This window comes from Staphylococcus sp. GDB9P120P (assembly GCF_017893435.1).
In the GTDB taxonomy this organism is placed as follows: Bacteria; Bacillota; Bacilli; order Staphylococcales; family Staphylococcaceae; genus Staphylococcus; species Staphylococcus cohnii.
Genome location: NZ_JAESNB010000002.1, coordinates 407,100 through 421,045, shown reverse-complemented (window position 1 = coordinate 421,045; position 13,946 = coordinate 407,100). Strand labels below are relative to the sequence as shown.

Below are 13,946 nucleotides of genomic sequence, written 5' to 3'. Positions count from 1 at the left end.
CTTTTTACAATATCTAACTAAGAATAAGGCTCATGAACAATCATCAATACGATTAAACATACTGTCCAGTCGATTACAGAAACTGGCATGCTATTAAGGTGATAAATATTATATATTATAAGGACATTGCTGTGATGCCGTTTTCTCTTTTCTTATTCATTATGATTTTTTTCTTTTCTAGGCGGCCACACAAAATATGAAATACTAATAATTAAGTCTATAATAATGGCAATTGTCCAAATATGAATAACACCATCCATGGCTTCTGTACGACTTTTATCATTAATTAAATAAACAAGTAAATGTAAAATTCCTGTACCTATAATATAAGAAAGTAAATGTTTCAACCAACTTTTAAAATATTTTTTAGAATATGCTAAACCATCGAGTTTATAAGGTTTGGGACCTTGTTTCATTACATAATATCTAAATCTATCATCAGCCCAATTTATCATACTCTTCCCAAATACAAGAGATACTGAAATATAAACTGCAGCTATAGCATGCGGCATTTCAGCTGTTGCACCATTCATGAGATCTACTACTGTTGTTATAAGCAATATTAAATCTATAACAGGTGTAAGTGCTAGGAAGAAAAAACCTAGTTTTTGTTGTTTTAAGATATATCTTGTTACCAAACCAAGTAATATTACAACCCAAAAGGCAATTTCACAAAAAATTATAAGCCACACGATAAAATTCATGGGCTGTCCTCCTTCATTGCGTTAATCTAACTATTTCTTCATCTACAATTGTTTGAATATCATCGTTTGAAATTCCATTTGGGTTAAGTAATTTATGCAAAGCCAAACCGTCAATTAATGCGTGTAATTTCATAGAATTAAGATGAATATTCAAATTATCCTTCAACAAATGCTCGTTTTTTAATAATGTCAAAACACTATTACATAATTGATCTATCACATCATCAAGTGTACTTTGGCCATATTCATGTATGTCATATCGAAATGCCATCCATACTTCCATATCAGCTAATCTCTCTTGATCTAATGGTAATACCGATAATAAACTTGCTTTTGCTTTGTCTATTGTATTAAGGTTTTCGGACGTAAATATTATTTCAATTCTCCTCCTTATTTTTAGTTCCACTGTAGACATTACAGCGTTTAATAACTCTGAATGATTTGGAAAATAATATCTAATCTGTCCTGGTGTCATTTCAGCTAATTTCGCAATTTGTCTTACAGTAGATCCCTTAACCCCATTTTCTACAATTGAATCGAAAGCGTATTGAATGATTTGTTCTTTCTTCTTTTCATGATTTATTATTTTTGGCATGTTCTCAGTCTAACATATTTTAATACAAGTGTGTTAAATAAAATCTGCACCATCAAAACAGACAAATGTCACTTTATTTCCTTATTGAGAAGTCCATCACTATAAAGAAATAGGGCTTATTGTATAATTTTATCTACAACTTGTGATACCTAAAGTTCTTTACCATACATATCAGAATAATTGGTATCTTCCATAATAATTAAATCTTTTGAATCTAATGTGCATTTATTGGCGTTTTCGTTTTATTATTCAGATTTATAAATAATAAACAACATTATTGTTTTGATTTTAATGAAACCTTTTAGCTCTCCCTAATAGACACCTTAACGCTATGTTTTATTCAATGTTGTGTAATTAATTAAGAAATAGAAAAAGCCTTAACCATATCAGTGTTAAGACTTTTACAATAAAAATATACATTAATAGTATCTCATACCAATGTTTAGTTTATGCCACATTCTAAAAAATATCTAAATCTAGTTTATTGGATTCATTCCAACTTTCCATGTTTTATATATTAATTTCCCACCTTGCATTTTAAACTTTTCATTGCTCACACCGCGTTCAAAAGGTGCTGCAGTTTCTATATTAATATTAGGTGTTACGTTTAATAAGTTAGCATACCAGTCAGCCCAAACATTGCCTTTTACAGGATCATCATCTGCTACATTATAAATACCCGAATCAAAGTTTAAGGCCTGTATCGCGGTTTCAATCGCATCATCTATATGAATAAATGATTGAACCCCATCTGTGATTGAAATTTCATTATTCATAAATTGCTTATAAATCATGCCATCTTTGCCATACCAAGTACCTGGACCATATAATAATCCATAACGTAAAATGACGTAATTTTTTATTCGAGCGGTTTCTTTTTCTAATCCATCAACACCGTCTACTGTAATTTTACGATCACCTTTAGACTCGTAATCTAAAGGTGTATCCTCAGTTGCTAACCCATGACCACTTTCATATGCGAAGGCAATGCTTTGTGATTGGATATGTTCAACACCATGCAGAATTGCTGCATCAACAAGATTTTTTGTACCTTCTATTCTAACTTTTGTGTTGGCTGACATATCAACTTGTTTTAAATCAGTAATTTCATTCATAATAATGTCTGGTTTGAAATCACCAATACTATTTTCTATCGTTTCATATTCTAAAACATTACCAATATATGCTTTAATACCTGCATTAACTAGTTTTTCTTCACCCTTTTTAGACGTTGTTAATCCAGCTACTTCATAACCTTCTTCTAATAATCGTTTGGTCAATTTCGTACCAATAAGCCCTGTAGCACCAGTTACAAATACTTTTGTCATCATAATCCACCTTTGTTAATCACAATTAATAGTTATTTTTATGTTTCTTGACTGCATTTTATATACCTTTCAAGGTGACGATACACGTGACCTTGAAAAGATTATGAAACATCTAAAAGTCATGTTCATTATAAATATCAAATTGATGATATGTGCATTGTTCTATATTTCAAAAATTTGGTATATAACAATCATCACTTTCACTCAATGATTCATTTATTAAATATACCCACAGAGCGTTTAACAATAAACAATGGACTACGTTGAATATCGCTTATTTTGCAACTAACCAGACAATCCATTAAATGATCATCAAAAATTTAATGCCCTTAATTTTTCCATTCATTTCCGATGCGTAACTTTGAACTTTTAGTGGTATATAAATAGCAATATGAATCATTACATAGATTAAGGAGTGTTTGAGATGCGTATTTTAGTCTTAGGAGCAGGTGGAATTGGAGGCTACTTTGGTGGTCGTTTAGCAGAGAACCATAAAAATGTTACTTTTTTAGTAAGGCCGAAAAGAAAATCTTATTTGGAAAGGAATGGCTTAGTCATCCATAGCCACAATGGTGATTATAGTTTCACCCCACAATTGATTACTAGAGAAGATAATGCTGAACCATTTGATGTGATTTTACTATCTTCAAAATCATATCATCTTGACCAAGCAATTGATGACTTGAAACCATTTGTTGGGGATCATACAGTGATTATTCCGCTGTTAAACGGTGTTGCACATATTCCAAAATTACAAACTATTTTTGGTGAAAATAAAATTATGGGTGGTTATTGCATCATTGAAACTTCATTAAATGCCACTGGTGAAGTCGTACAAACAAGTGATTTTGATAAACTTTTCTTTGGAGAATTAGATGGCACAAATAGTGAAAGAGCTAAATTGATAGAGGATACTTTCGCTAATACAAAATCTGAATTTATTTTAACTTCAGATATCGAGCGTGGTATGTGGCAAAAATATCTAATGATTACAGTATTATCAAGTGTAACTACAATGATGCATGCGCCAATCGGACCAATACGTGATAGTGAAGGTGGCACTGATTTTATCAAATCATTATATGAAGAAGTTTCGTCCATTATGAGAAGCCACCAAGTCCCGATTGATAAAACAATCGTCGATAAATATATGAAAGGACTTTCTAAGCTATCTTACCATTTCAAAACATCCATGCAGCGTGATATGGAAAAAGGCTTAAATATTGAAGCCGATCACTTACAAGGCTATTTGCTGAATTTAGCCGAAGAACATCAATTAGATGCACCACTGCTTTATGCTTCATATCAAAATCATAAAGTTTATAAAGAAATGCTTCAATAAAATCTTAAACGTAAGCTAAAAATTATATGGAGGCATACAAATGACATTAAATACGTACGCACATCCTTTTGATATCGCAACAAACTTAAAACCACAAGAAACTGGCGTTTATCATGGACATACTTCTTCTGATTATGCCAATATGGTTGGCCCTTTTGGTGGTGTGATTGCATCAACATTATTACGAGCAGTTATAGAACATTCCGATTGTCTTGGTAACCCAGTTTCATTTACTGTTAATTACGCAGCACCTGTCAAAGATGGATCATTTACCATAAATGCAAATCCAGTAAGAACCAATCGCTCTACACAACATTGGTATGTCGAACTGCGCCAACATCATAATATAGTCATTACAGCGACTGCAGTTACCGCAAAGAAAAGAGATACATGGTCTTCAACCGAATTAAACATGCCAGAAGTACCAAATGCAGAAAATGTAGACAGTTTATCATTAACAGAAGTTCCACCCTGGGTGAATCATTATGATATTAAAATAATAAAAGGTGTACCTAGAGCTTACACTAAGTCAAATCATGCAGATTCAGTTACATTACAATGGATGAAAGACAAACCAAATAGACCGTTAGATTATTTATCTCTTGCCTCAATGTGTGATGCTTTTTTTCCAAGAATATATGTCCGTCGTGAAAAAGTTGTACCAATAGGTACAGTCTCTCTTACTGTATACTTTCATTCGGACACGGTAGCATTAGCACAGCACAGCAATAATCACGTATTAGGACATACGCGAGCACATAATTTTAATGATGGTTTTTATGACCAAACTGGCGAAATTTGGAGTTCTGATGGAGAATTATTAGCTACGACAACTCAACTTGTTTATTATAAAGAATAAGACAATACAAAAAGCCTTGGCCTATGATTTTGCATAGCCTAGGTTTTTTTATAATTACTGTTCTTTCATCGCTTTTTGATTCGAACGTTTTTGTAGTAAAATTGACACCACACCGACAACAACAATTAAACCAACAATACCAATGATGCCCATATATTTCGCTACATTACCAAGCACGACACCCACTACTAAGAAATCTGTGTCTGAGAATGTAGTAGCAGCACCGCCTAATTCACCTAAGAATGGCAAGAATAATAATGGTAAGAACGTGATTAATAATCCATTTAATGCAGATCCAGCAATCGCACCTCTAATACCTCCGCGTGCGTTACCAAAGACGCCTGCTGTAGCACCTAAGAAGAAGTGTGCCACCACACCTGGAAGTATCACGACACCACCAAATAAGAATAAGATGAACATCCCAATCACACCTACAATAAAGCTGACAAAGAAGCCAATTAACACAGCATTTTGTGCATAAGGGAAGACTATCGGACAGTCTAATGCAGGTTTCGTATTTGGAACTAACTTTTCAGATATACCTTTAAATGCAGGTACTATTTCTGCAAGAATTAAGCGAACACCCGTTAAGATAATGAACACACCAGCTGCAAACGTAACACCCTGAATAAGTGAAAAAACAATAAAGTTTTGTCCATCGCTGATTTCTGAGTGCACGAAAGTAGGTGTAGCAAACAATGATGCTACAAAGTAAAGCAATGTCATTGTTAAAGAAATACTAATCGTACTTTCTCTTAAAAAGCTTAACCCCTTAGGAAAATTGATATCTTCAGTCGACTTTGATTTACTTTTAAATAATTTACCTATTTCTCCAGCAGCCCAATAACTCAATGTACCAAAATGACCCAAAGCGACTTGGTCATTTCCAGTTATTTTTTTCATTGTAGGCTATGCTAGTGCAGGTAGTATTGTCATAATTAAACCTAAAATAATTGCTCCAATAATCACCGTTAATGTACCTGTCACATGACCAACTGACAATAATATTGCTAAAAATGCGGCCATATAAAATGTATGGTGACCAGTTAAGAAAATATATTTCAAGTTAGTAATGCGTGCAATAATGATATTCACAATTATCCCAAACACCATGATTAATGCTGCAGTCGTACCATATTGCTCCAAAGCGATTGATATAATCGCTTCATTATTAGGCACAACACCCTGTACACCAAAAGCATGTTGGAAAATCTTGCCAAATGGTTCTAATGATTGCGTTACTACATTAGCACCCGCACTTAAAACTAAAAATCCTAGAATCGTCTTTATGGTACCTGATGTGATATCAGTTGCCGACTTTTTCTGGACAATTAATCCAATAAATGCAATTAAGGCAACTAATATCGCAGGTTGACTTAAAATATCGACGATAAAATCAAGAATTGGCTTCATAATCTTACCTCCTTATTAATGATTAAAGTATATTTAAATCTTTTAATTTTTCATCTAGTTTTTGCTGTAATTCTTCTTTATCTAATATATTATCTAATACAATGACATCACCTAATTTTTGGGTATTTTCTTCTAAATCTCTCCCACAAATAAATAAGTCTGCCATATCGGGACTCGCGCTCATAACATCACTATGTTCAACTTTTATATCTGATGGTGCATTTAAATTTTTAAGTGCTTCTTGTGCATTCATTTCAACCATAAAACTACTTCCTAATCCGTGCCCACATACTACTAAAATTTTCATTGTCATCATTCTCCTTTAAATATATTTATAATTTCACTTGATGTTTGTGCATTTAATAAATTTTTTACTGTCTGTTGATTGCCTAATGTCGTAGCTAAACTTCTCAATACTTCTAAGTGTCCTTCATTGTCAATAGCACTTAATACAAAAACCAATGAAGCATAGTGCCCCTCTTCTGAAAAGTTAATATGTTGATTTAGCTTTAACAAACTCAAACCTATCTTTTTCACATTATTATTCGGCCGAGCATGTGCAATTGCTATTTCTGGTGCAATCACTATATAAGGACCTAATTTTTCTACACTACGAATCATGTCATCAATATAATCTTGTTGAAAATAACCTTGTTCCTGTAAAGGACTTGCAGCTATATTAATTGCCTCACGCCAACTTTCAACTTGTTCAAGTACTTGCACTTTGTCTGATGATATAATTTCTAAAGTCATTTTTTCCCTCCTTAATGTTGACTCACTTCATTTATACAGTGCATAATTGCTTCAATATTTCCTGAAAGTAATATTTTTCTAGTTTTGTCATCCATAATCAGCTCACTAAGTTGTCTCAGGGCATTTAAATGAATTTGTGGTTGAGCGGTTGCTAATGTAATAATGATATAAACAGGATCATATTGTTCATGACCAAAATAAATACCTTTTTGATAGTGTGTAATACTAAAACCTACTGTCCCTTTAACGTGAGTTGGTTTCGCATGAATTAAAGCAATATGTGGACTTATAACCATATAAGGTCCAAATGCATCTAATTGTTCAATAATTTCATCGGCATAAATACAATCAACAATTTGAGCATCAACCAAAGTTTCAATACTTTGCTTAATGGCATCATTTCTATAAAGTGAAGGTTGTTGTGTTAAAATTCTATTTTCTGGTAAGACTTCTTTCAAAGTAGGCCCTAAACCTTTGATATCATGCACATATTGTTCTCTTGAATTATTGATGATTGTGTTAATTTGTTGTCGATCATTTTTATCTAAAAATGGCGAAACATTAAGTATAGGTATCGACGCATGTTCAAATGGTACTGTTGATATGATATAGTCAACGCCTTCATGTTTTAATAATGTTTCATCAATTTCGTAGATTGAATAAGCATCTACAATTTCAAGTTCAGGATAAATATGGCGCATTCTACTTCTCAATAATTGTGAAGTACCAATACCAGAACCGCAAAGTAGCACTACTTTTATAGCATTTGTAGTAATTGCAGAAATACGTTCAATCGCTGAAGCAAAGTGTAACGTAATGTATGCAAGCTCATCTTTGTTAAAGCAAATATGATAATTCTCTTCAACGCCCCAAATATGATTGCGTAATCTTTCTACGATGTGATGATATTGTTGTAAGATTTCATCTGCTAGAGGATTGTTATGCGTCATATCAAATTTTAATCGGTGAATAGCTGGTCTCAGATGAACAATTAAACCATTTAATAATTTAGTATCGTTAATTAAATCTATACCTAAGTCACCACTCATACGTTCTATCAATTGTTCGGTTAGAATTTCTAAGTCATCGATTGTTTCGTGCTTTTGATTCATCTCTGAAGTTTTAGCACCTAACAAATGTAAGGTAATAAAACCTGCTTCACTTTTAGGGAATTGAATATCTAGCTTTTCTTCCAAAGATGCTTTTATGAGTAATGCCACACGAAAATGGTCCGTTTCTGCCAATTTGTTATATTCCATTTCAGGTATTTCAAAAACAAATTTTTCTTTAGTTCGATGTATTGCAATTAAAATGTGATAAATTAATCCATCAATCGCACTTTGTACTAACTGATAATCCGCTTCAAATAATACCGACACTACCGTCAATCGAATCGTTTCTAAAGCTTTGTTCGAAAATAGCTTGTGCCCTATTTGATGTGTATGATTTTGAAAATATTCATGGACACGTGTCGCATATGCTTTGCGGTAATTTGTTTCCTCACCTTGTATGATAAATCCTTTATTTTTAATATATTCTAACTTTAAATCATAAGAAGATAACCAAGTTTGTACATTTTTCAGATCTTCAACGATTGTTCTACTTGTAACGGATACCATATCGGCCAACGTTTTAGAAGATGTTGGTGTATTAGATTCAAACAACTTTAATATGATATAACGTATTCTTTCTTCTTTAGAGTAATGTATTGAAGTCGCCATATATTTTGGAACAATATCATTCAAGGGCATTTTAGATTTAATCATTATACCTACATTTTTATTTCTAGAAATAGTTAAATCTAAGCGTTGTGCCATACTTTCTATATATTCTAAATCGTACTGTATCGTCCTTTCTGAAACATTGAATTGGATAGCTAAATGATGAATGGTTATGAACATTTCACGTTCAAGTAAGAATGTTAATATATGATGCTGTCTCTTGCTTAACACATGAGCAACCTCCTTACATATTTATTGTAACCGCTTACTCGTACTTTTAGATGTGTAATCTCTTTCGTCTCATAATCCGAAAAGTTGCACATCTAACATAAACAATCACTTTTTTAAATTATAATTTATTGAATAATCATTTTATATAAAAAATATCGATTAAATATAAAAAAAGAGAATCCAACGTTAATGTGTTGCATTCTCTCCTCTATATCTTTATTTTTTGATGTCCAATAACTTATAAGTAGTTACTTCAAATGAGTTATTACTGTTTAACCGTTCTAACCACAAATAAAATACTTTTGGGTATATTTAATAATCTAAAATAAACCAATTAATATTTGAAAACTAGAATTTATATATTGTAATTTTATTAGCGATTAATAGAACGCGCAATCATTGACAACGTGTGTCTTTCTCCACGCAATGCTTTACTTAATTCAAATATATTTTCCACAGGTGCTAAACCACAGAAACTACCATCACCAATATGTTGAATATCCACACCACATATTTTATTTCGAATGGCAAAATCTCTAATAGTACTTGGATCAGCGCTTTCTTGACTCGTACCAATTGCTGACATGACAAGTCCCCCTTCACGATGAACTTCTTTGACAATGTCTTTAAGTTGCGCTTCATCGAAACCTGGCACTGTACCCACTGCAGGTACTAGTATAATATCAGCACCCGCTTCAAGAAATTCCCTTACATATTCTCTTGTAATCACAGATTCATCTACACCTGAACTATGCATTTTTCCAGCGATAATCAAACCAGAAAAATGATTTCTTGTATTTTGTATTGCTTCAACTATTTTCTTATTAGATACGCCAGTTGCAGGGTTTCCTGTCATACATATAAAGTTCACCCCTAATGCTTCAAGTACTTGAACCGTTTCAGGACTTGCTTGACGTCCTTCTGCAATTTCTAAGTGTTGATCATACATATTTGTTCCGTCATCAACAGGTTCTAAGTTCACGCCAATGGGTCTACCAACGAATTGTTTTAATGTTTCTATAACCTGTTCATGTTCTTCTATATTTTTCACTTTTGGATGAAACGCATCAAAGCCATTTAGTAAAATCAAATCGGCACCAAACGCACGCGCTATTTCAGCATTGGTAATATCTGGCACGACAGGCGTTTCTGTTACTATATTTTCAGATAAAACCACCCGTCCAGCACTAGCTTTAATACTCTGTTTCAATTCTTCACCTGTCATTGCTAGTAGTTCTGAAGCATTGTTACTTAATAATCGCTTAACCATTTGGATTCCACCCCTTAATATATACTTTAGTTGCCATTTTATTTATTATAACTACATTATATAATAATGATGTTCTTTTCCTTCGTGATAACTACACAGGATTACTCTACATTTCATTATACACACCCTCTACTTATTATTATTCTTTTTTAAATAAAAAACTACTTCTATATACATTTACAATCTTTTGAATTTTAATTTAGTTAATTTTCAAAACAGTAGTGTGTCGTAAATATAAATGTGATATTATATTTTAATATACATATTACAAGGGGGAAGCTTTATGCAGTGTCCAAAATGTGGAAATCCTATTGAAGCATCAGATTTATTTTGTGGAGAGTGTGGTACAAAATTATCTCATCAAACGAATACAACGAACGGAACTAACAACAAACCGAACTACACATCTGAACTAGATTCAACGCAATCTAATGCAACACAAACATCAACACAATATTCAACACAGTCTAATCCTAAAACCGAGCAGTTTTCAAAGCATTCTTCAGACATTTTCAATGAAGCTAAAACGTTCTTTTCAACTGCTTTTAGACATCCGGATAAAGAACTTGTGAGTCCCCACTTTTTTTCTTACAAAACACTTTTCAGTATAATTGTAGCGGGATTACTTTTATCCATCATATTACTAACAATACTGATACCTGCAGAAGTAGCATATTTCATGTCAAGTAAAGCAAGTGTTGTGTTTAACATTTCACTTTTCTTATTAATTGTAATTGCAGTACTATTTGGAATCACTTATGCACTAATCAAAATATTAAATATTAATTCGACGTTACATAAAGTATTTTCAGATTTCGTTTTAGTTAACACCCTATCTGTCATTACACTTTTACTTGGTTTACTATTTTTAGCAATTCATGTTCCAAGTTTTGCAATATTCCTTATCATTATTGCTATATTATTCACTTTAATTGCACCAATATATTTAATTACGAAATATAGTCACAACCAACTTATACGTATGCCTGTCATTTATTCTATATTCATCTATATCATCATTTTGGGAATCATTTTACGTATTATAGTGGAAAGTACTGTTTCTAATACATTAAGTGATTTAAGTTCATTTTTTAATACAGGTTATTAAGGAGGATGTTTCAAATGAAGTATTGTAGTAATTGTGGTGCTGAAATTAAACCTGGTCAACGCGTTTGTACCCAATGTGGGACGCCTATTCAACAAAGAGCAACTAATCAATCACCTAACCATAAATCAAAATGGCCTCTATTTATTATTATTGCAGTGATATTAGTCATTATTATCGCTTTGTTTGTGGCTTATAAAATAATAGACGCGCAACTATCACCTACAAAACAAGCAGAAACCATTGCTAAAGATTTAAAAAACAAAGATACAGATCGTCTAGCTAGCCATTTAAAATCAAATGGTAAAGCTATTTCTAAAGATGAAGCTAAGGCTATTTATAAATATATTGACGAAACCGATAGCGTAGATCGTGTTGCTGACGAACTACAAAGTAGTGCAAAAAATATCAAAGAAAACAAATTAAACGAACAAACTGTCACTGTTGGCGATACTTCTCTAATCAATATCACCGAAGATGGGAAAAAATGGGGTATATTTAAAAATTACATTTTTAATGTTAATGAGGAACCTGTTTCTATTACTTCAGAAGAATACACGACACTATCTTACAAACTTAATGACAAAACAACGCAAGTTAAGTTAAAACAAGGTAAGACGAAAACACTTGATGATTTTCCAATCGGCATATATGACTTAAAAGCAACGCAAAAGGTTGATAACAAAAAATTCGATGGTGTCATTCATATCGATATGTCAGAAAGTAATAGTGCAGATCTGCAATTCAAACAAAAACGTTTTACAGTTAGCATCGATTCATCTTTTGCAGATTCCGATTCACTTAAACTTTATATAAATGGTAATGAACAATCAGATTTTGATGAATATGAATCTGTCACTTACGGCCCTTATGCACCTGATGAAAAAGTCGAAGTTTATGCTACCACTGAAGTTGAGGGTAAACAATTCAAATCTAGTGTAGAAAATGTTTCAAGTCCAAATGATGATGAAGATGAAATTGACGTAGCTTTAACATTTGACGATGATGCAATAAGCGATTATGAAGATAAAATGATTGAAAAAGAAGCAGATTCTGATGACGACGATGATAGTACTTCCAATTCTGATGAAAAAGTAACACGTGATAATGTTATTGATAAAGTTGAATCTTATGAAGGGAGTACTTTGGATACAGATAATTATACTTATAAAGAACCCGAAAAAACTGGAGACGGTTGGGGATTCTCCTTTACAGATAAAGACGGAGAGTTAGCAGGTTCTTATAAAATTGATGAGGATGGTTACGTTACTGAATATGACGAAGACGGTGAAGAAGTCGATTCAGGATATTAACAAACCACAAATAGTAATCCAACTTGTTACTTGAAACGTGGCCATTACATTGCATAATTACTTAAACACACTATTTAAAGGAGTGGGATTGAAATCTAATTTTATTAAAAAGATTTCTGTCCCACTCCTTAATTTATATCTTTGTTAAAGTAAAACAAAATATCACCAAATGCATCACCTCAGTCTAAATGATGATGTTATATTTAAAAAAATTAAGTAATATATATGAAAGACTATTAAAACAAGCAATGTTTATACTACTAGAGTTGGGTAATTTAAAAGTAAGCAATTAATATCTAAATATATTTGAAGGTGAAAAAATGGCTAATAATAACTCTTTCAATGATTATCCTAAAATTTTAAAAATTGAAGATGATGGAAAAATTATTGCGTTAGACAAATATGGGAACGTTAATACGGATTTAAATATTCATACTGTGAATGACCAGCAACAACAAGATACCTTCGGAACGATTTTATACAATCCCTATCGTCGTACTGAAAAAAATAGCGAATCTTATAATGACAATAAGTACAATGATTACAAGTCAGAAACAAGCTACAATCAGCGAGATCGCGAACGTGAGTTGCAGTTATTAGAAGAAAATAAAAAATCAAAACGCAAACAATTTTGGCTAGGTTTAGGTATGGTGGTTTTATTAGTTATCATTGTCATCTTTGCAGTTAGTACTTTTATGAATGGTGGCAACGATGATCAACAAACTGCAAATGAATCAAGTGAACAATCCACCGCCAATCAAAATCAATCGAATGATACTCAAGGCGATAATGTCAATTTCGAACGTCAGAACAATCAAGTTAAAGATGATATACAATCATTAAAAACAGATATTTCAAACTCTAATGAAGCAACAGATTCTAAATTACAAGCATTACAAGATAAGATTGATAGTTTAAAACAAGAAGCTGATTCTAATAAAACAAATCATTTAGCAGATAAATATCAAACTACGATAGATGATTTAAAACAGGCAAAAACCGAAAAAGATAATGGTAATACTGATAAAATGCAAGAAGAATTGGATAAAGTAAATAGTAAGCTAGATGATATAAAATCTAAATTTTCTTCTTTGTTTAATAAAGATGAAGAAACAAATAATGACAACGCTGAAAGTTAGCATGTAAAATTAATATGTGTTTTCAAAAAATATAAAATATAGATGATATTCTCAAAATAAAAACTGTCGACTAAAGGCTCACCTTGTCGACAGTTTTTTATTTATGTTCACCTGCTGTCTGACATGTCTATCTATTACCTTAATCTCTCGCTCCCCTAGCTTTTTACTAGTTA

At 32.1% G+C, this 13,946-nt stretch carries 12 protein-coding genes and 1 pseudogene; 5 read left to right on the top strand and 8 right to left on the bottom strand.

Going from position 1 to position 13,946, the window contains the following annotated elements:
• Positions 1–152: 152 nt before the first annotated feature.
• The 3 genes from KA856_RS01860 to KA856_RS01850 all read right to left on the bottom strand — a co-directional run bounded on the left by KA856_RS01860 (position 153) and on the right by KA856_RS01850 (position 2,627).
• Positions 153–704, bottom strand: coding sequence for a hypothetical protein (locus tag KA856_RS01860; RefSeq protein WP_210138468.1), 552 nt, complete (start codon positions 702–704; stop codon positions 153–155).
• A 13-nt stretch (positions 705–717) separates the two neighbouring features.
• A complete protein-coding gene (locus KA856_RS01855) occupies positions 718–1,299 on the bottom strand; it encodes a TetR/AcrR family transcriptional regulator (protein WP_210138467.1) in 582 nt (193 codons plus the stop codon).
• 476 nt (positions 1,300–1,775) lie between these two features.
• Complete coding sequence (locus KA856_RS01850) at positions 1,776–2,627, bottom strand: NAD-dependent epimerase/dehydratase family protein (RefSeq protein ID WP_107504508.1); 852 nt, start codon at positions 2,625–2,627, stop codon at positions 1,776–1,778.
• Positions 2,628–3,051: 424 nt separating this feature from the next.
• Between KA856_RS01850 and panE the strand changes: the two genes are divergently transcribed.
• Positions 3,052–3,969 carry a 2-dehydropantoate 2-reductase gene (panE, locus tag KA856_RS01845; RefSeq protein WP_210138466.1) on the top strand — a complete coding sequence of 306 codons (918 nt, stop codon included), beginning with the start codon at positions 3,052–3,054 and terminating at the stop codon, positions 3,967–3,969.
• A gap of 40 nt (positions 3,970–4,009) precedes the next feature.
• Positions 4,010–4,828 (top strand): acyl-CoA thioesterase, encoded by an 819-nt coding sequence (locus KA856_RS01840; RefSeq protein ID WP_107383533.1) that lies wholly within the window; start codon positions 4,010–4,012, stop codon positions 4,826–4,828.
• 54 nt (positions 4,829–4,882) lie between these two features.
• On the opposite strand, the pseudogene KA856_RS01835 reads toward KA856_RS01840, so the two are convergent.
• The 5 genes and pseudogenes from KA856_RS01835 to KA856_RS01815 form a co-directional block, all read right to left on the bottom strand.
• Positions 4,883–6,241: pseudogene (locus KA856_RS01835) on the bottom strand (PTS ascorbate transporter subunit IIC).
• Between the two features lie 22 nt (positions 6,242–6,263).
• Complete coding sequence (locus KA856_RS01830; RefSeq protein ID WP_107383531.1) at positions 6,264–6,548, bottom strand: PTS sugar transporter subunit IIB; 285 nt, start codon at positions 6,546–6,548, stop codon at positions 6,264–6,266.
• A gap of 5 nt (positions 6,549–6,553) precedes the next feature.
• Positions 6,554–6,994: a PTS sugar transporter subunit IIA gene (locus KA856_RS01825; protein ID WP_107383530.1), complete on the bottom strand. Its 441-nt coding sequence runs from the start codon at positions 6,992–6,994 to the stop codon at positions 6,554–6,556.
• Positions 6,995–7,005: 11 nt separating this feature from the next.
• Positions 7,006–8,946 (bottom strand): BglG family transcription antiterminator, encoded by a 1,941-nt coding sequence (locus KA856_RS01820; RefSeq protein WP_210138465.1) that lies wholly within the window; start codon positions 8,944–8,946, stop codon positions 7,006–7,008.
• A gap of 373 nt (positions 8,947–9,319) precedes the next feature.
• Complete coding sequence (locus KA856_RS01815) at positions 9,320–10,216, bottom strand: DUF7916 family protein (protein ID WP_210138464.1); 897 nt, start codon at positions 10,214–10,216, stop codon at positions 9,320–9,322.
• 283 nt (positions 10,217–10,499) lie between these two features.
• Here KA856_RS01815 and KA856_RS01810 point away from each other — a divergent pair, with 283 nt between their 5' ends.
• The 3 genes from KA856_RS01810 to KA856_RS01800 all read left to right on the top strand — a co-directional run bounded on the left by KA856_RS01810 (position 10,500) and on the right by KA856_RS01800 (position 13,773).
• A complete protein-coding gene (locus tag KA856_RS01810; protein ID WP_210138463.1) occupies positions 10,500–11,324 on the top strand; it encodes a zinc ribbon domain-containing protein in 825 nt (274 codons plus the stop codon).
• 14 nt (positions 11,325–11,338) lie between these two features.
• Positions 11,339–12,634 carry a TcaA second domain-containing protein gene (locus KA856_RS01805; RefSeq protein WP_210138462.1) on the top strand — a complete coding sequence of 432 codons (1,296 nt, stop codon included), beginning with the start codon at positions 11,339–11,341 and terminating at the stop codon, positions 12,632–12,634.
• 320 nt (positions 12,635–12,954) lie between these two features.
• Positions 12,955–13,773, top strand: coding sequence for a hypothetical protein (locus tag KA856_RS01800; protein ID WP_210138461.1), 819 nt, complete (start codon positions 12,955–12,957; stop codon positions 13,771–13,773).
• Positions 13,774–13,946 lie beyond the last annotated feature (173 nt).